At 74.6% G+C, this 16,538-nt stretch carries 17 protein-coding genes; 12 read left to right on the top strand and 5 right to left on the bottom strand.

What is annotated here, in order from left to right:
• Positions 1 to 387: 387 nt before the first annotated feature.
• On the bottom strand, positions 388 to 1,683 hold the full coding sequence (locus tag A4E84_RS01930) for an ATP-binding protein (protein ID WP_237304785.1): 1,296 nt from the start codon (positions 1,681 to 1,683) through the stop codon (positions 388 to 390).
• A 331-nt stretch (positions 1,684 to 2,014) separates the two neighbouring features.
• Between A4E84_RS01930 and A4E84_RS01925 the strand changes: the two genes are divergently transcribed.
• Positions 2,015 to 2,251: a hypothetical protein gene (locus A4E84_RS01925; RefSeq protein WP_062924865.1), complete on the top strand. Its 237-nt coding sequence runs from the start codon at positions 2,015 to 2,017 to the stop codon at positions 2,249 to 2,251.
• A gap of 84 nt (positions 2,252 to 2,335) precedes the next feature.
• On the opposite strand, the gene A4E84_RS01920 is transcribed toward A4E84_RS01925, so the two are convergent.
• Positions 2,336 to 2,947, bottom strand: coding sequence for a hypothetical protein (locus A4E84_RS01920; protein WP_107308250.1), 612 nt, complete (start codon positions 2,945 to 2,947; stop codon positions 2,336 to 2,338).
• Between the two features lie 95 nt (positions 2,948 to 3,042).
• Here A4E84_RS01920 and A4E84_RS01915 point away from each other — a divergent pair, with 95 nt between their 5' ends.
• On the top strand, positions 3,043 to 3,375 hold the full coding sequence (locus A4E84_RS01915) for a hypothetical protein (RefSeq protein WP_237304783.1): 333 nt from the start codon (positions 3,043 to 3,045) through the stop codon (positions 3,373 to 3,375).
• Between the two features lie 105 nt (positions 3,376 to 3,480).
• A complete protein-coding gene (locus tag A4E84_RS01910; RefSeq protein WP_062924863.1) occupies positions 3,481 to 5,139 on the top strand; it encodes a catalase in 1,659 nt (552 codons plus the stop codon).
• A 4-nt stretch (positions 5,140 to 5,143) separates the two neighbouring features.
• Here A4E84_RS01910 and A4E84_RS01905 read toward each other — a convergent pair whose 3' ends face one another.
• Positions 5,144 to 5,998: a fructosamine kinase family protein gene (locus A4E84_RS01905; RefSeq protein WP_062924862.1), complete on the bottom strand. Its 855-nt coding sequence runs from the start codon at positions 5,996 to 5,998 to the stop codon at positions 5,144 to 5,146.
• A 128-nt stretch (positions 5,999 to 6,126) separates the two neighbouring features.
• On the opposite strand from A4E84_RS01905, the gene A4E84_RS01900 reads away from it, so the two are divergent.
• Positions 6,127 to 6,450, top strand: coding sequence for a hypothetical protein (locus A4E84_RS01900; protein WP_062924861.1), 324 nt, complete (start codon positions 6,127 to 6,129; stop codon positions 6,448 to 6,450).
• 15 nt (positions 6,451 to 6,465) lie between these two features.
• Here A4E84_RS01900 and A4E84_RS01895 read toward each other — a convergent pair whose 3' ends face one another.
• Positions 6,466 to 6,999: a hypothetical protein gene (locus A4E84_RS01895; RefSeq protein ID WP_062924860.1), complete on the bottom strand. Its 534-nt coding sequence runs from the start codon at positions 6,997 to 6,999 to the stop codon at positions 6,466 to 6,468.
• Positions 6,996 to 7,628 (bottom strand): hypothetical protein, encoded by a 633-nt coding sequence (locus tag A4E84_RS01890; RefSeq protein WP_062924859.1) that lies wholly within the window; start codon positions 7,626 to 7,628, stop codon positions 6,996 to 6,998. Before A4E84_RS01890 ends, A4E84_RS01895 begins: the two co-directional genes overlap by 4 nt.
• Before the next feature lie 240 nt (positions 7,629 to 7,868).
• Between A4E84_RS01890 and A4E84_RS01885 the strand changes: the two genes are divergently transcribed.
• The 8 genes from A4E84_RS01885 to A4E84_RS01850 all read left to right on the top strand — a co-directional run bounded on the left by A4E84_RS01885 (position 7,869) and on the right by A4E84_RS01850 (position 16,441).
• A complete protein-coding gene (locus A4E84_RS01885) occupies positions 7,869 to 8,396 on the top strand; it encodes a hypothetical protein (protein WP_062924858.1) in 528 nt (175 codons plus the stop codon).
• A gap of 383 nt (positions 8,397 to 8,779) precedes the next feature.
• The gene (locus tag A4E84_RS01880) at positions 8,780 to 9,745 is read left to right on the top strand and encodes an NAD-dependent epimerase/dehydratase family protein (RefSeq protein ID WP_062924857.1); all 966 of its coding nucleotides are present in this window, start codon (positions 8,780 to 8,782) and stop codon (positions 9,743 to 9,745) included.
• 65 nt (positions 9,746 to 9,810) lie between these two features.
• Complete coding sequence (locus A4E84_RS01875) at positions 9,811 to 11,487, top strand: carbamoyltransferase family protein (protein ID WP_062924856.1); 1,677 nt, start codon at positions 9,811 to 9,813, stop codon at positions 11,485 to 11,487.
• A complete protein-coding gene (locus A4E84_RS01870) occupies positions 11,484 to 12,542 on the top strand; it encodes a glycosyltransferase family 2 protein (protein ID WP_062924855.1) in 1,059 nt (352 codons plus the stop codon). Before A4E84_RS01875 ends, A4E84_RS01870 begins: the two co-directional genes overlap by 4 nt.
• On the top strand, positions 12,539 to 13,147 hold the full coding sequence (locus tag A4E84_RS01865) for a D-glycero-alpha-D-manno-heptose-1,7-bisphosphate 7-phosphatase (RefSeq protein WP_079128824.1): 609 nt from the start codon (positions 12,539 to 12,541) through the stop codon (positions 13,145 to 13,147). The genes A4E84_RS01870 and A4E84_RS01865 overlap by 4 nt, the downstream gene beginning before the upstream one ends.
• On the top strand, positions 13,144 to 14,205 hold the full coding sequence (locus A4E84_RS01860) for a glycosyltransferase family 9 protein (protein ID WP_062924854.1): 1,062 nt from the start codon (positions 13,144 to 13,146) through the stop codon (positions 14,203 to 14,205). Before A4E84_RS01865 ends, A4E84_RS01860 begins: the two co-directional genes overlap by 4 nt.
• Positions 14,202 to 15,167 (top strand): glycosyltransferase, encoded by a 966-nt coding sequence (locus tag A4E84_RS01855; protein ID WP_062924853.1) that lies wholly within the window; start codon positions 14,202 to 14,204, stop codon positions 15,165 to 15,167. Before A4E84_RS01860 ends, A4E84_RS01855 begins: the two co-directional genes overlap by 4 nt.
• Positions 15,164 to 16,441 (top strand): glycosyltransferase, encoded by a 1,278-nt coding sequence (locus A4E84_RS01850; protein WP_079128823.1) that lies wholly within the window; start codon positions 15,164 to 15,166, stop codon positions 16,439 to 16,441. Before A4E84_RS01855 ends, A4E84_RS01850 begins: the two co-directional genes overlap by 4 nt.
• Positions 16,442 to 16,538: the final 97 nt, after the last annotated feature.

Raw genomic sequence — 16,538 nt, 5'->3', positions numbered from 1 at the left:
GCCGGGTCGGCCGTGGTCGCGGCCGGACTACCCTCAGGTACGGCTGGGACGGCGCCGGTGTTCGACCCGGCGGCGAACCGCGCCGCCGCGGTGCCCGACTGGAGGGCACCGAGGGCGGCGGCGGACTCCTCCGGGCGGCGGGGGCGGCGCTGTGGCGCGCCTTCGGCCGCGGCGGGACCGGCCGGAGCCGTGGAGCGGCCGCGGCGGCGCCGCTGGGGGAGGCCGCCGCTCTCCCGCGGGCCGTGGTGGCCGACGGCGGCCGGGGCGTCGGCGTCCTGCTCCCTGCCGTAGCCGTGATCGTGGCTTGTGGCGGGGGGAGGCGGCCCGGGCCTGTGCGACGCGGCGGCCGGCTCGGATCCGGCCGAGTCCTCGGAGCCGTCAGGGGCGTCAGGGGCGTCGGCCGGGGCGGATTCGGGTGCGTGCGGCGGGACGGCTGGGGCGGCCGGGGCGGGCCGGGGTGTCGGGGGGTCCGGGCGGGGCGGGGCTTGGCGAGGGGCGGAGGCCGAAGGGGGCGGATCGCGGGGTGGGGTGCGGGTCGGACGGGCCGGGGCCCGGAACGTGGGACGCGTGGGGCCCGTCGGAACCGCTTCCGGCGTCCCGCACCGCCGCCCTCCGGGTCGTACGCGGGGCGCTGGCGGCCGGAGGCAGTTCCTCGGGGTCGATCCGCGTCAGCAGATGGCTGTCCACCCGCAGCACCGCCCGGACTCCTCCGTACGGCGACGGGGAGGTCAGGTCCACGCTCAGATCGAACTGCCGGGTCAGCTGGCCGACGGCCGCCAGCCCCATGCGCGGCGGGTCGCCGAGCTCGGTCAGCAGGATCGGGTCCGAACCGGCGACCATCCGCTGGGCCCGGGCGCGCTCGTCCTGCGTCATGCCCAGGCCTGCGTCATCCACGGTGACGCACACCCCGTGGTGGACCGCCTCCAGATTGACCACGACCTCCGTGTCGGGCGCGGAGTGCCGCAGCGCGTTGTCGAGGAGCTCGGCGACGATGATGGCGACCGGCTCGACGGCGTGCGACACCAGAGCCGTACCGGCCGCGAGGTGGTTGCTGACCCGGACGCGCCGGTAGCCCGCGAGCCGGGCCTGACCTCCCGTCACCGCGTCCACGAGGTGGGATTCCTCCCGGGCGAGCCCCACCCAGGCCCCGCACACCACCGCGGCGATCTGGGCGCGCCGCAGCGACTGCTCGTTCTCGTGGTCCAGCTCGAACAGGGTCTGGGCCAGCTCGGGGTCGTCGTAGCGCTGCTGCAGTCCGCGCAGGGCGTCCTGCAACCGGTACAGCGCCGCCTGGATCTCCCGGGTGGCCCCGCGCATCCCGGCCTGCGCCGCCGCGTCGATCCGGGTGCGCTGCGCGGCCAGCTCGGCGTGCAGGCCCTTCAGGACCTGCTCCAGGGCGGAACCCAGCGGCGAACCGGCCAGCTGCGGGTTCAGCGGGCCGGGCTCGGTGACGTGGGAATGTGCGGCCTGCCGGGCCGCGGCGGGCACCCGCCGCGCCGCCAGATGCTCGACCTCGGAAGTGAACGCCCGCGACGTCCCTTCGAGTTGGGCCCGCAGTGCGACCGTCTTGGCGCGCTGCGCGGCCAGTTGCCGCCGTGAGCGCAGCAGGCCGCCGCCGAGGGCGAACGCGGACAGTGTGCCGAGGGCGAGGGCGCCGACAGCCAGGTCCGGTACTTCGATCATCGAGTCGATTCCAGGAGGGAGTCGGGCAGGGGCGGGTTCGAGGTGCTCTGGTGAGAGCCCCGCAGCACAGTACACACCGTCATCGACCGGTCTCGCACGGTGTCGCGCCACTTCGTTCCGAAAGTGACCGGCGTCTGGGGGTTTCCGAGGTAAGTGTCCTAATTGCCGTACAGGAGAGGGCAGTTGATGATGCGTACGGGTCTGACCGTCCGACGCCCGTGACCGTGATCCCGCCGTCACCGCCTGTGACCGGAATCGACTGTGTGCCCCACAGGAGGAGGGGTACCCGTCCGGCGCCTGAAGAGGTCCGCTCCGCGATAAGGAGGCCCGCATGAGCAGTGGATCGGAGACCGGCGGTGTGACCGGTACGCAGGACAAGGACTACAACCTGATCTGGTATGTCGAGGCGTGCCTGGACAATGCCCTGCGCCTGGAGAGCTACATCCAGGACGCGGAGCGCGCCAAGGACACCGAGGTCGCGGACCTGTTCCGCAAGGCCCAGGCGGACAGCCGCAAGGGCGCCGAACTGGGCAAGGGACTGCTGCGCGCCCGCCTCGACGGAGGCTGAGGCTCACCGGCCCCCGAAGGTCCGGACCCCGCGGGGGTCCGGGCTTCCTCCGTGTCAGAGCCTCCGTGTCAGAACTTCTGAGCCTCAGAGCCGGAAGATCTCGCTGACCCGCTCGGCGAGTTCGTCCTCCGTCAGCGTGCCGTCCACGGTGAGGGCGGGCAGCCCCAGGCGCGCGGTCTCCTCGTGCAGCCGCTCGGTGAACAGGGCGTCCCGGACGGCGATGTTGTGCTCCGCCCGCAGCGGATCACCGGTCCGCTGGGTGAAACTCCCCTCGGATGCGGCACGGCTCCTGAACGCGGCCCGGCGGAATTCCGGTGTGGGCAGCAGCCAGACGGCGTGTCCGGGCTCGGTGAGCGGCTCCACCAGGTGCGGCAGCAGGCGGAATCCCTCGACGACGACAGGCGTCTCCCTGGGCATCCGCGCGAGATCCTCGACGATCAAACCGAAGGCCTCGCCCCGGAACCAGTGGAACGTGTCGAGCATGGTCCGAGGGGACCGGCGGAGCCATCGCTCGTCCATGTCCATGGCCATGAACGCGTGCAGGAGGGGCGCCTCCGCGGCGGTGGTCCGACGCGCGTGATCCGCCATCACATCGTCGGTCGCGTAGAGACGCCAGCCGTGCCGGCCGGCCAGCCGGCGGGCGATCGTGGACTTGCCCGCGCCGCTCCCGCCCCCGATCCAGTAGACGTGCCGCACGCTTCGCCCCTCCTGTGGCCCGGCCCCGTTGTCAGTGGCGGACGCCACGATGCCGGCAGTCCACCATCGCATCCCCGGGCGAGAAGGAGTTGATCGTGCGCAGGCCGGTCGGGGAAGAGGCCCATGTGCACTACGGGCAGATCCACGTCCACGGCGACCCGGACAGCTACGGGCCCACCGCCCGCCCCGGAACCGGCCGGTACGGCATGCTCGTCGGCTTCGGGCCGCCGGGTCCGTCCCTGCGTATCTCGCAACCGCACGTGGCCCTCCCCGCCGTGAGCGGCGCCGCCGAACCCGACCCGCTCCGGGCGGCCGTGGACACGGTGTACGCGGCCGTCGTCACCTACGGTGAGGGCCGGCCCGCCCTCCTCGCTGACATGGGTTCCCTCCGCCGGGAGTGGCGCGCCGGGTCACGTGGACGTGAGTGACCCCGCGGTTGCGGGTACCCGGCCCGTCCCGCCAGGACCGGCCGGGCGGTTGCTCACGGCACCGGCCCGGCCGGCGCCGGTCACGAGCCGAAGGAGCCCACGCACATGACGGACGTATCCGGTACCGGCCCCGCTCCGGGCGACGACCGCAAGGTACTCACCAACCGCCAGGGCCATCCGGTCTACGACAACCAGAACCAGCGCACGGTCGGCGCCCGCGGCCCCGCCACGCTGGAGAACTACCAGCTCCTGGAGAAGATCAGCCACTTCGACCGGGAGCGCATCCCCGAGCGCGTCGTGCACGCCCGCGGCGTCACCGCCTACGGCCACTTCGAGGCCTACGGCACCTGGGGCGACGAGCCCATCAGCCGCTACACCCGGGCCAGGCTGTTCCAGGAGCGCGGCAAACGCACGGATGTCGCCGTCCGCTTCTCCACCGTCATCGGCGGCCGCGACTCCTCCGAGGCGGCCCGCGACCCGCGTGGTTTCGCCGTCAAGTTCTACACCGAGGACGGCAACTGGGACCTGGTCGGCAACAACCTGGGTGTCTTCTTCATCCGCGACGCCATCAAGTTCCCGGACGTCATCCACGCCCTCAAGCCGGACCCGGTGACCTTCGAACAGCAGCCGGGCCGCATCTTCGACTTCATGTCGCAGACGCCCGAGGCGATGCACATGCTGGTCAACCTGTTCAGCCCGCGCGGCATACCCGCCGACTACCGCCACATGCAGGGCTTCGGTGTCAACACGTACAAGTGGGTGAACCCCGACGGCGACACCAAGCTCGTCAAGTACCACTGGATGCCCAAGCAGGGCGTACGCAGCATGACCGAGGAAGACGCGGCCAACGTCCAGGCCGACACCCTCGGCCACGCCACCAAGGACCTGTACGAGGCGGTCGCCCGCGGTGACCACCCGGAGTGGGAGCTGCTCGTCCAGATGATGGACGACCACGACCACCCGGAGCTCGACTTCGACCCCCTGGACGACACCAAGACCTGGCCCGAGCAGGACTTCCCGCCGAAGCCGGTGGGCCGGATGGTGCTCGACAGGATGCCGCAGGACTTCTTCGCCGAGAACGAGCAGATCTCCTTCGGCACCGGCGTCCTCGTCGACGGCCTGGACTTCTCCGACGACAAGATGCTCATCGGCCGGACCTTCTCCTACAGCGACACCCAGCGCTACCGGGTCGGCCCCAACTACCTGCAGCTCCCCGTCAACCAGGCCAAGAACGCGGACGTGCGCACCAACCAGCGCGACGGCCAGATGGCCTACCACGTGGACGGCGGGGGCGAGAACCCGCACGTCAACTACGAGCCGTCGATCACCGGCGGCCTGCGCGAGGCGCGGTACCCGACCCACGACGAGCAGGGTCCCGAGATCACCGGCCGGCTCACCCGCAAGCGCATCCCCCGCACCAACGACTACCTCCAGGCCGGGCAGCGCTACCTGCTGCTGGAGGACTGGGAGCGCGAGGATCTGGTGAAGAACTTCATCGGTCAACTGTCTCAGTGCGACCGGGCGATCCAGGAGCGCATGGTCTGGCACTTCCTGCTCGTCGAGAACGACCTCGGTCTGCGGGTCGGCGAAGGACTCGGCATCGGCCCGGAGGACGTGGCCGGACTGGAGCCACTGGCGAGCCAGGACCTCACGGACGAGGACCGCGAACGCCTCGCCAACCTCGGCAAGAACGAGCCGCGCGACGTGGAGGGCCTCACGATGACCCACTGCGTCCCCGACGAACGGCACGTCGTGACCCGCTGACGGGTCACCCCTCCCGGGCCGAACGGGCCACCGCGAGGGCCTGTTCCGCGTAGTCCCGGCCGAACAGCACGGCGTGCACCAGCAGCGGGAACAGCTGGTGCACGCCGACGCGGCCCGCCCAGCCGTCCGCGAGCGGCGCCACCTCCTGGTAGCCGTCCAGCACCCGCTCCAGATGCGGACAGCCGAACAGGCGCAGCATCGCCAGATCCGTCTCCCGGTGCCCGCCGTGCGCGGCCGGGTCGATCAGCCACACCCGTCCGTCGGCCGCCCACAGCACATTGCCGCTCCACAGGTCGCCGTGCAGCCGCGCGGGCGGCTCGGCCGGCCCCGCCAGCGCGGGCAGCCGCTCGCACAGACGCTCCACGACGGCCGCCTCACCGGCCAGGACCGTGCCCTGGTCGACCGCCCGCCGCAGATAGGGCAGCACGCGCTGCTCGGCGTACCAGGGCGGCCAGTCGGTGCCCCGCTCGTTGCGCATCGGCGCGAGCCCGATGTACGCGTCCACCGGCCCGCCCGGTGGCGACGCCCCGAACGCGGGCGCCCCGGCGGCGTGCAGCGCCGCAAGGTCCCGGCCGAACCGCACGGCCGCCTCCCGGCTCGGCCGCCCCTGCGCAATGCGGTCGATGACCAGCCGGCCCTCCTCGTGCCCGTGCACGCCCGGCAGCGGCACGCTGCCGGCGGCGGCCAGCCACCGCAGCCCCGCCGCCTCGGCCCGCGCCGCCCCCGGTTCGGCTGACCGCTTGACGACCACGACCCGCCCGTCGTCGAGAGTGACCTCGGTGAGAGCCACCGACAGCGGTCTCGCATCGCTGACCGCCCGTCCGGTGAGCCGGGCCACGACATCGGAACAGACGGTCATACGAGCTCCTTCTCGATCCTCAAGGGGCGTTCCGACTCCAGGACATGCGCCACGCGCCGGTCACGCGGGACGGTGAAATCCCGCCGCCGGCCGACAGAACCGGCCACCGCCGGGGGAGCAGTCGGGTCATGACGAGTTCACCGTTCCAGCGCACCATCGCCCTGCCCGCCCCCGTGTGCGAACAGGCCGCACAGCACCTGGAGCAGGCCGCGCACCGGGCCATCGACGGAGCCGCGATCCCCCTGAAGGCGTTCCGCACGGCCGCCGACAACGACTTCACCCTGCCGGTCTCGGTCGTCGAACAGGCGGCGGCCTGCCTGCTGGTCCTCGCCACCGAGACCGCCCAGACCGTACGCCCGTCCGCCCTGCGCGCCACCATCACGGTCGCGCTACGGCTGCGCGACGCCGTACAACTGGCCCATCAGCCCGCCCTCAGCAGCAGGTTCTGGTGAGCCCGGCCCGGTCCCTCAGGCAGCGCGGAAGGCGACCAGAACCTGCTTGTGGCGCAGTGCCTCCAGCGTGGCGTGCTGCCGCCGGGCCCGTTCGATGAGTTCGTCAAGCTGCCGGGCGTCGAGGCGTTCGTCCGTGGTGGCCAGATCGCGGAGCGTCTCCCAGCCCGCCATCTTGCCCTCCACACCGAGCGCCAGCGCTTCCAGCTCCCAGAGAGTGCTCAGCGGGGACCGCCGTACCAGGCTGCCGTTGCTCTTCAGCCGCCCCACCTGCTCGGCCGCCCGGCCCGCGTAGACCTTGTAGCGGCGTACCGGGACGTCCAGCCGCCGCATGATGTGCAGCAGGCTCGTCCGGTCGTCGGCGATCTCGGCGGCGACCGGGGCCAGCGCGTCGGCGAGCGCCGAGCCCCGGCACGAGCGCAGCAGGTAGCGCACCCGCGCGGTCCCGGCGGTGGAAGCGGCGAGATGGTCGTTGAGGTAGATGCCCAGCAGGGACATGTCGGTGGCCGGGGCACGCTCGGCGCCCGGCGAATCCGCTCGCTGTTCCGTCATGACGCGGCTCCTGTCGTACTCCGGTCCTGCTCCACGGCCACCGTCGTGGTGATCCGCACGAGGCAGGGAGGGCGGGGCGTCGAGCCGGTCCCGAAGCGCACGGGGGGCTCGACCGGGACGAGGGCACCGAGGCTCTCGCCCTCGTAGGTGACGGTGGCCGAGGTGACCGGGTGCAGATCCCGGGCGCCGTACCACTGGTGCCGTCCGGCCCGGGCGCTGCCGTGGGTGCGCGCTCCCAGCAGCAGACGGGCGGGCCGGTCCCACAGCGCGATCCAGCCCGGACGGGTGGCGAGCCGGCCCGGGACCGCCCGCAGCGCCAGGCCCGGCAGATTCCGGCGGCCCGTGCTGAAGCGCAGGTGGAGCGGCGGGGCGGTCACGGTCCAGTGCCGGCGGCCGGCGACCCGCACCCCGACCGGTACGACCCGCACCTCGTCGAAGACGTACGTACCGGCGACGAAGTCCGCAGTCTCGCCGGTCGGCGCCAGCAGCAGCCGGCGTCCGCCGGCCTCCTCGACCATCACATCGCTGAACGGCCCCCACGGCGACCGCGGCCAGTGCCCGAGCACCACCCGGACACCGGACGTCGTGCCGATCCCCGCGATCCAGCCGTCGAAGCGCAGCGAGCGCACCGGCGACCGGGCACCTGCGCGCCGGGCCGGACCAGCGGGTTCGCGGCCGTGGGGGAACACGCGGGCCGGGTGCCCGGCCCCTCTGCCGCGAAACGAGCCGCCGCGGCGGTGCGGCTTCGCCCGTCGGCCGATGTGGCCGAGGCCACGTCCCGGACGAGGTCCCGGTCACGTCCGGGCTCCGGATGCGGCGGTTACCGTCTACGACCAGATCCCCGCTCCCTTCCTCCGGACGGCCCGGCAGTGCAAGCAGATCTCTCCCCGGTCATCGCGGCCACCGCCCAGTGGCTGACCCACGCCTTCCCCGCCTCCGGCGGCGCCCTGGCCTCGGCCCTGTGCGAGGTCCAGGCCCGCCAGGCCGTGACGGTCGCGGCCTGGCTCAGGTACCCGACGGCGATGGACGCCGCCCTGCTCGACATGGCCGGACCCGGCGGCTCCGGGCGGCTCGACTGGGTCACCGGCGCCGACGCGGCCCTCGGCGACGACCCGGACGCACACGCCTGGCGCACCTGGGTGGACGAGGTCGTGGCCAGCTGGGCGGCCTGTCTGCTCACCGACCCGGAGCTGGCGGCCCGGGCCGTGGCCGCCCTCGCCGACGGCAGCCACAGCACCGCGGCACCGGCCGAGTTCCGCCGCCTCACCGCCCCCGACGACGGCGACCGGAGTGCCGCGGCCCTGCTGCGCCACCCCGACCTCCTCGCCCCCGTCGCCGACCTGCACCAGAACCAGCTCCTCGACCGCCTGAACCCGGGCCGCACGCTGATCGCCTGACACCCGGGCCTCCCCGGCCACCGACCGGTACTCCCACCTGCCGCCGGTCTCCGACGGGCACCGCCGGTGGTGTCCGCCCCGCCGGAGGGCGGCCTGTGCCCGCCCGGCGATGCTCCGCACGGACGGCCCTTGCCCGGCGATGCTCCGCACGGACGGCCCTCGCCCGGCCCTCCCTCCGCCCCGGCCACGCATCCGGCCCACGCGGACCGCCCCGTTCCCCGGCTCCTCACCCTCCGTGACTCACCGGTTTGCCGTACATGGCCGTGCCGTGCGCGCAGGGTCGTCGGAGGCTGAGCGCGGGCTCGACGGCCCTCCGGCCAGCCCTTCGCCGGACCGCAGCGGCCGTCGTGCCGCGCGCCGCCGCCGACGGAGGAGTGACCGACATGACCACCGCCCTCTCACGGAACTGGGAACACGCCGTCGTCACCGGCGGCGCCGGGTTCGTCGGTTCCCATCTGTGCGCCGCCCTGCTGGACGCCGGCGCGGCCGTCACCTGCGTGGACGACTTCAGCACCGGCCGGCCCGAGAACATAGCGCCGCTGCTCGAACAGCCCGGCTTCACGCTCGTCCAGGCCGACGTCGCCGAGGAGCTGCGGATCAAGCGGCCGCCGGACCTCGTCCTGCACTTCGCCTCCCCGGCGTCCCCGGCGGACTACCTGCGCCTCCCGCTGCACACGCTGGAGACCGGCAGCCTCGGCACCCGCAACGCCCTGGAACTCGCCCACTCCTGCGGCGCCCGCTTCGTCCTCGCCTCGACCTCCGAGGTCTACGGCGACCCGCTGCAGAACCCCCAGGACGAGCGCTACTGGGGCAACGTCAACCCCGTCGGCCCGCGCAGCGTCTACGACGAGGCCAAACGCTTCGGCGAGGCGCTGACCACCGCCCACGCCGACGCCCAGGGCACCGACACCTGCATCGTGCGGCTGTTCAACACCTACGGCCCCCGGATGCGCGGCCACGACGGACGCGCGGTGCCCACCTTCGTCCGGCAGGCCCTGGCCGGTGAGCCGCTCACCGTGACCGGCGACGGCCGCCAGACCCGGTCGTTGTGCTATGTCGACGACACCGTGCGCGGCATCCTCGCCGCCGCCGCCCACGGCATGCGCGGCCCCGTCAACATCGGCAACCCGACCGAGATCACCATGCTCGACCTGGCGCGCCTGGTCGTCGAACTCGCCGAGTGCTCCTCGGAGATCCGCTACATCGAACGCCCGGTGGACGACCCGGCCGTGCGCTGCCCGGACATCACCCTGGCCCGCGACAAGCTCGGCTGGGACCCGCAGGTCCGCGCCGAGGAGGGGCTGCGGCGCACCATCGCCTGGTTCCGCGAGGCCGGCACCGAGGAGTGACCCCGCCCGGGTACACCGCACCCCCGCGCCCCGATGTCCCCGACCGCCGAAAGGCCCGCCTCCCCATGCGCATCCTCGGAATCAACGCCCTCTTCCACGACCCGGCCGCGGCCCTGGTGATCGACGGACGGACCGTCGCCGCCGCGGAGGAGGAGCGGTTCTCACGGCGCAAGCACGGCAAGAGGCCCCTGCCGTTCTCCGCCTGGGAACTGCCCGAGCAGGCCGCGGCCTGGTGCCTGAAGCGGGCCGGGCTGCGCCCGCAGGACCTCGACGCGGTCACCTACTCCTTCGACCCCCGACTCGCCCGGCCCGCCGCGGACATGGGGCTGGACGACCCCTGGGACCACCTGCGGCTGACCTACGCCCGCGAGGCACCCGCCTTCCTCAAGACCGCCCTGCCCGGTCTCGACCCCGGCCTCGTCCGCTTCGTCCCGCACCACATGGCCCACGCCGCCTCCAGCGCCTTCGCCGCGCCGGACGCCGGGAACTCCTCCGTCCTGGTCCTCGACGGCCGTGGCGAACGCGCATCCCACCTGGCCGCCCGCCGGGTGGGCCCCCGCCTGGAGGCGCTGCACGCCCAGGACCTGCCGCACTCGCTCGGCCTGGTCTACGAGGAGCTCACCGAACACCTCGGCTTCCTGCGCTCCTCCGACGAGTTCAAGGTCATGGCCCTCGCCTCCCACGGCAGGCCGCGCATGCTCGCCGAACTGCGCCGCCACGTGTACCCCACCGGAGACGGCGGCTTCCACGCCACCGGCGTGCCCTGGCACGAGCTGTGTCCGCCCCGCGGGCCCGACGAGCCGTGGACGCAGGACCACGCCGACGTCGCCGCCAGTGCCCAGGCCGTGCTGGAGGAGACCCTGCTCGACCTGGTGCGCTGGCTGCACGGCCGGACCCACGACCGGGTGCTCACCCTGGCCGGCGGCGTCGCCCTCAACTGCGTCGCCAACTCCCGTATCGCCCGTGAGGGCCCCTTCTCCCGGGTGTGGGTGCAGCCCGCCGCGGGAGACGCCGGGACCGCCCTGGGCGGAGCCCTGCTGCTGTCCGCAGTGGAGGGCGACGAGCCGGAGGCCATGACCGGTGCCGACCTCGGCCGGGAGTGGTCCGACGCCGAACTCGGAGCCTGGCTGAAGGCCGCCGCCGTCCCCTTCGAACGGCCCCCGGACATCGCCGCCACCGTCGCCCGCGCCCTGGCGGACAACGGGATCGTCGCGTGGTTCCAGGGCCGATCCGAGTACGGCCCCCGGGCCCTCGGGCACCGCTCCCTGCTGGCCCACCCCGGCCACGCGGGCAACCTGGAACGGCTCAACGACGTCAAGGGCCGCGAACAGTTCCGGCCCGTCGCCCCCATGGTCCTCGCCGACCGCGCAGCCGACCTCTTCGACGGCCCGCTGCCCAGCCCGTACATGCTGTTCGTCCACGACGTGGCCCCCGCGTGGCGGGAGCGTGTCCCCGCCGTCGTGCACGTCGACGGCACCGCCCGCATCCAGACCGTCGACCCGGCCCGCGAACCGCTGGTCGCGGCCATGCTCGGCGAGTTCGAGCGGCTCACCGGCCTGCCCGTGGTCGTCAACACCAGCCTCAACACGGCCGGCCGGCCCATGGTCGACGACCCGCGCGACGCCCTGGAGTGCTTCGGCTCCTCGCCCGTCGACCTGCTGGCCATCGGCCCGTACGCGATCCGGCGCGGCGACCTCTTCCGTACCGACCCCCGCAGCGACGACGCCGGAGGCCCCCTATGACCGGACCCGACGCCGAGTACGCCGTGGTGATCCCGACCCTCGGACGGCCCAGCCTGGGCGCATGCCTGCACGCCCTCGCCGGGGCCACCGGGCCCGGCCCGGCCCGGATCGTCCTCGTCGACGACCGGCCCGACACGGAGCGGACCGCCCTCACCGCCGCCGTCCCGCCGTCCCTGCGCGCCCGCACCGTCGTCGTGCCCGGCGGGGCACGCGGACCCGCCGCCGCACGCAACCTCGGCTGGCGGGCCGCCGGTGACGTGCCCTGGATCGTCTTCATCGACGACGACGTCGTCCCCGGACCCACCTGGGGCGACGACCTGACCCTGGACCTGGCCGCGGCGACCGCGCGCACCGCCGGGATCACCGCCCGCATCGAGGTGCCCCTGCCCGCCGGCCGGCGCCCCACCGACTGGGAACGCAACACGGCCGGTCTCGCCGACGCCCGCTGGATCACCGCCGACATGGCCTACCGCCGGGACGCGCTGGTGGCCGTCGGGGGATTCGACGAACGCTTCCGGCGGGCCTTCCGGGAGGACGCCGACCTCGCCCTGCGCACGCTCGACGCCGGCTGGACGCTCACCACCGGCCGGCGCACCACCACCCACCCCGTACGGCAGGCCGGGCGCTGGATCTCCGTGCGCCTCCAGGCCGGCAACGCCGACGACGTGCTGATGACCCGGCTGCACGGCCGTCACTGGTGGCGCCGGGCGGAGGCCCCCCGCGGGCGCCTGCCCCTGCACCTGGCGGTGACCGGAGCGGGAGTCACGGCGCTCGGCTGCGCCCTGCTCGGCCGGCACCGGGCCGCCGCGGCCTGCGCGGCCACCTGGCTGGCCGGCACCGCCGAGTTCGCCCTCGCCCGCATCCTGCCCGGACCGCGCACCCGCGACGAGGTGCTCACCATGACGATGACCAGCGCCCTCGTCCCGCCCGCCGCGACCTGGCACTGGCTGCGCGGGCGCCTCGTGCACCGCAAGGCCCGGCCGCACACCCCGTTCCGGAGCGGCGAGCCGACGCCGGTGACCCGCCCGGCGGCCCGGGAACGGCTGCGGTCATGACGCCGCGCCCCGGCCCCTGGCTGCTCCCCGGGCAGGTGCGGCAGCGCCCGTACGATCCGGGCAGCCCACTGCCCGCGGCCGTCCTCTTCGACCGCGACGGCACGCTCGTCTCCGACGTCCCCTACAACGGCGACCCGTCGCGGGTCGCGCTCATGCCCGGTGCCCGGCAGGCCGTGGACGCCGTGCGCGCCGCCGGGGTGCCCGTCGGTGTCGTCACCAACCAGTCGGGCGTGGGCCGGGGACTGCTGACCCGGCGCGAGGTCGAGGCCGTCCGGCTGCGGGTGGAGGAGCTGCTCGGGCCGTTCGCCGTCTGGGCCGTGTGCCCGCACGTGCCGCAGGAGGGCTGCGACTGCCGCAAACCGGCCCCCGGCCTGATCCTGGCCGCGTGCCGCCGACTCGCCGTCCCGCCGGAACGCACCGCCGTCATCGGCGACATCGGAGCCGACATGCAGGCGGCGCGGGCCGCGGGGGCCCGTGGGGTCCTGGTTCCCACGGGCGTCACCCGTGCCGAAGAGGCAGAGGAGGCAGAGGCCACGGCACCGGACCTGCCGACGGCCGTGCGTCTCGTCCTCGCCAGGGCCGTCGCGGCCCGGGAGCCGCGATGACGCCGAGCCGCCTACCCCGCACCCTCGTGGTCCGCCTCGACAGCTCCGGAGACGTACTCCTGGCGGGCCCCGCCGTACGGGCCGTCGCCGCCGGGTCCTCGTACACCGCGCTGCTCTGCGGACCCCAGGGCGCCCCGGCCGGGCGGATGCTCCCCGACGTCGACGAGGTGCTGACGTTCGACGCCCCCTGGGTCGGCCTGGAGCCGCCCCCGGTCACCCGGGCGGCCACCCGGCAGCTGATGGAGACGCTCTCGGCAGGCCGCTTCGACCGCGCGATCGTGCTGGTGTCCTACCACCAGAGCCCGCTGCCGATCGCCCTCCTGCTGAAACTGGCCGGGATCGGACGGACCGCCGCCGACTGCGAGGACTACCCGGGCGCACTCCTCGACCTGCGGCACCGCAGACGGCCGCACCGTCACGAGGCTCTGGCCGCCCTCGACCTGGCCCGCGCCGCGGGCTTCGAGCTTCCGCACGGCGACGACGGCCGGCTGCGCGTCCTGCCGCCGCCGCACACCACCCACCTCACCGGGCCCGGACCGTACGTCGTCCTCCATCCCGGCGCGGCCGTGCCCGCACGGGCCTGGACACCGGGCCGGGCGGCACGTGCCGTGGCCGCGCTGTCCGAGGCCGGGCACCGCGTGGTCGTCACCGGCGGGCGCGCCGAGCGCGAGCTGACCGCCCGGGTGGCCGGGCGGCACGCCCTGGACCTCGGCGGCGCCACCGACCTGCCGCAGCTGGCCGGAGTCCTGGCAGAAGCCCGGGCCGTGGTGGCCGGCAACACCGGCCCGGCGCACCTGGCCGCCGCCGTGGGCACGCCTGTCGTCAGCCTCTTCGCCCCGGTCGTGCCGGCCGAACGGTGGGCCCCCTACGGCGTACCGCACATCCTGCTCGGCGACCCGCACGCCGCATGCGCGGACACCCGCGCCCGGCACTGCCCGGTGCCGGGACACCCCTGCCTCGACGGCATCGGCGACGCCGAGGTGCTCGCCGCCGTGGCGGCCCTCACGGGCCACCCGGCGGACCGGGGAGAACACACCCAGCGAGGAGCGGCCGTATGAACATCCTGCTGTGGCACGTGCACGGCTCGTGGACGACCGCGTTCGTCCAGGGCCCGCACACCTACCTCGTCCCGGTCACCCCCGGCCGCGGCCCGGACGGCCTCGGGCGGGCCCGCACCTTCACCTGGCCGGCCTCGGTCCGCGAGGTCACTCCCGAGGAACTCCGCGACACGCAGGTCGACCTGGTCCTTCTCCAGCGGCCCCACGAGTCGGCGCTGGCCGAACGGTGGCTCGGCGGGCGCCGCCCCGGCCGGGACGTACCCGCGGTGTACCTGGAGCACAACGCGCCCGACGGCGACGTGCCGGACACCCGGCACCCGTGCGCCGGCCGCGACGACCTGACGCTCGTCCACGTCACCCACTTCAACCGGCTGTTCTGGGACTGCGGAACCACCCGCACCGAGGTCATCGAGCACGGCATCGTCGACCCGGGCCACCGCTACAGCGGCCGGCTCGCCCGCGCCGCCGTCGTCGTCAACGAACCCGTGCGACGCGCCCGGTACACCGGAACGGACCTGCTGCCCGTCCTGGCCGAGGCCGTGCCGCTCGACGTCTTCGGCATGGGCACCGAAGGCCTGGCCGGACACCTGGCCCTGCCGGCCGACCGCTGCCGCACGGCCGATCTTCCCCAGAGCGAGCTGCACACGGCCCTGGCCGAACGCCGCATGTACCTGCACCCGGTGCGCTGGACCTCACTCGGCCTGTCCCTGCTGGAGGCGATGCACCTCGGCCTGCCCGTGCTGGCGCTCGCCACCACTGAGGCGGTCGAGGCGGTCCCGCCCAACGCCGGCACCCTGACCACCCGCCCCGACGTCCTGGCCCGCGCCGCCCGCCGCTACCTCCACGAACCGGAGGCGGCGGCCGCGGACGGAGCCCGCGCCCGGCAGGCGGCCCTCGAACGCTACGGGCTCAAGCGCTTCCTGGCCGACTGGGAGCGCCTGATCACGGAGGTGTGCTCATGACCCCGTCCCTCACCCCCCTCCCCGCCGGACCGCGCGGCGGCGACCCGCTCGACCCGGGCGTCCTCGCCATCGCGCTCGTCTCCGAGCACGCCAGCCCCCTGGCCGCACTCGGCGGCGTCGACGCCGGCGGACAGAACGTTCACGTCGCCTGCCTCGCCGCCGCACTCGCCGACCGCGGCCACCGCGTCACCGTCCACACCCGCCGCAACGCGCCCGACCTGCCCTGCCGGGTGGAGCTGCGCGACGGCGTCGAGGTGCACCACGTACCCGCCGGGCCGGCCGAGCCTCTCCCCAAGGACGAGCTCCTGCCGCACATGGACGCCTTCGGCCGCCACCTCGCCCGCGCCTGGCGCACCCGGACCCCCGACGTCGTGCACTCCCACTACTGGATGTCGGGCCTGGCCGCCCTGCGCGCGGCCCGCGAGCACGACCTGCCCCTGCTGCACACCTACCACGCCCTCGGCACGGTGAAGAGGCGGCACCAGCGGCTCGCCGACACCAGCCCGCCGGAGCGGATCCCCGGCGAGATCGAGGTCGGGCTGGGCTGCGACCGCGTCATCGCCACCTGCCGGGACGAGGTCCGTGAACTAGCCCTCATGGGCATCCCCGCGCACCAGGTCGGCATCGTGCCGTGCGGGGTCGACACCGACCGGTTCACCCCGAAGGGCCCGGCCGCGCCGCGCGGCCCGCACCCGCACCGGATCCTCCAGCTGGGCCGGCTCGTGCCGCGCAAGGGCACCGCCGTCACCGTCACCGCACTGGCCCGGCTGCCCGGCACCGAGCTGGTCGTGGTCGGCGGGCCGCCCGCCGACCGGCTCGACGGCGACCCGGAGGTGCGGCGGCTGCGCGGCATCGCCCGGGACGCCGGGGTCGCCGACCGCGTCCGCTTCACCGGCGCCCTTCCCAGCGAGGAGGTGCCGTCGCTGCTGCGTTCCGCGGACGTCGTCGTGTGCCCGGCCGACTACGAACCCTTCGGCATCGTGCCGCTGGAGGCCATGGCCTGCGGCGTGCCCGTGGTGGCCACCGCGGTCGGCGGGCAGCTCGACACCGTCGCCGACCCCGGCACCGGGCGGCTGGTGCCGCCCCGCGACGCGGCGGCCCTGGCCGCCGCCGTCGCCGCACTGCTCGCCGACCCGGCGGCCCGCGCCGCCTGCGGAGCGGCCGGCCGCCGTCGCGTCCTGAGCCGGTACGGCTGGGGCCAGGTCGCCGTCGCCACCGAGGCCGCCTACTGCGAAGTCCTCGACACCGAGCCCGCCGCGACCCGCGCCGGCTGACCGCCCGGCCCCCGCTCCCCGCCCGACGACAGCCACCAAGGCCCGACGTGCCACATCCGAAGGAGGTGCGGGTTCGCCGCCTTCACCGACGGCGGTA

The organism is Streptomyces qaidamensis (genome assembly GCF_001611795.1).
GTDB lineage: Bacteria > Actinomycetota > Actinomycetes > Streptomycetales > Streptomycetaceae > Streptomyces > Streptomyces qaidamensis.
This window is presented reverse-complemented; position numbering and strand designations above follow the sequence as displayed.

What these genes read in the sequence shown, in the direction of transcription:
- A4E84_RS01930 (WP_237304785.1), bottom strand. Translation starts at nt 1,683, where the DNA reads ATGATCGAAGTACCGGACCTGGCTGTCGGCGCCCTCGCCCTCGGCACA.
- A4E84_RS01870 (WP_062924855.1), top strand. Translation starts at nt 11,484, where the DNA reads ATGACCGGACCCGACGCCGAGTACGCCGTGGTGATCCCGACCCTCGGA.
- A4E84_RS01855 (WP_062924853.1), top strand. Translation starts at nt 14,202, where the DNA reads ATGAACATCCTGCTGTGGCACGTGCACGGCTCGTGGACGACCGCGTTC.
- A4E84_RS01880 (WP_062924857.1), top strand. Translation starts at nt 8,780, where the DNA reads ATGACCACCGCCCTCTCACGGAACTGGGAACACGCCGTCGTCACCGGC.
- A4E84_RS01850 (WP_079128823.1), top strand. Translation starts at nt 15,164, where the DNA reads ATGACCCCGTCCCTCACCCCCCTCCCCGCCGGACCGCGCGGCGGCGAC.
- A4E84_RS01900 (WP_062924861.1), top strand. Translation starts at nt 6,127, where the DNA reads ATGACGAGTTCACCGTTCCAGCGCACCATCGCCCTGCCCGCCCCCGTG.
- A4E84_RS01860 (WP_062924854.1), top strand. Translation starts at nt 13,144, where the DNA reads ATGACGCCGAGCCGCCTACCCCGCACCCTCGTGGTCCGCCTCGACAGC.
- A4E84_RS01925 (WP_062924865.1), top strand. Translation starts at nt 2,015, where the DNA reads ATGAGCAGTGGATCGGAGACCGGCGGTGTGACCGGTACGCAGGACAAG.
- A4E84_RS01905 (WP_062924862.1), bottom strand. Translation starts at nt 5,998, where the DNA reads ATGACCGTCTGTTCCGATGTCGTGGCCCGGCTCACCGGACGGGCGGTC.
- A4E84_RS01875 (WP_062924856.1), top strand. Translation starts at nt 9,811, where the DNA reads ATGCGCATCCTCGGAATCAACGCCCTCTTCCACGACCCGGCCGCGGCC.
- A4E84_RS01910 (WP_062924863.1), top strand. Translation starts at nt 3,481, where the DNA reads ATGACGGACGTATCCGGTACCGGCCCCGCTCCGGGCGACGACCGCAAG.
- A4E84_RS01895 (WP_062924860.1), bottom strand. Translation starts at nt 6,999, where the DNA reads ATGACGGAACAGCGAGCGGATTCGCCGGGCGCCGAGCGTGCCCCGGCC.
- A4E84_RS01865 (WP_079128824.1), top strand. Translation starts at nt 12,539, where the DNA reads ATGACGCCGCGCCCCGGCCCCTGGCTGCTCCCCGGGCAGGTGCGGCAG.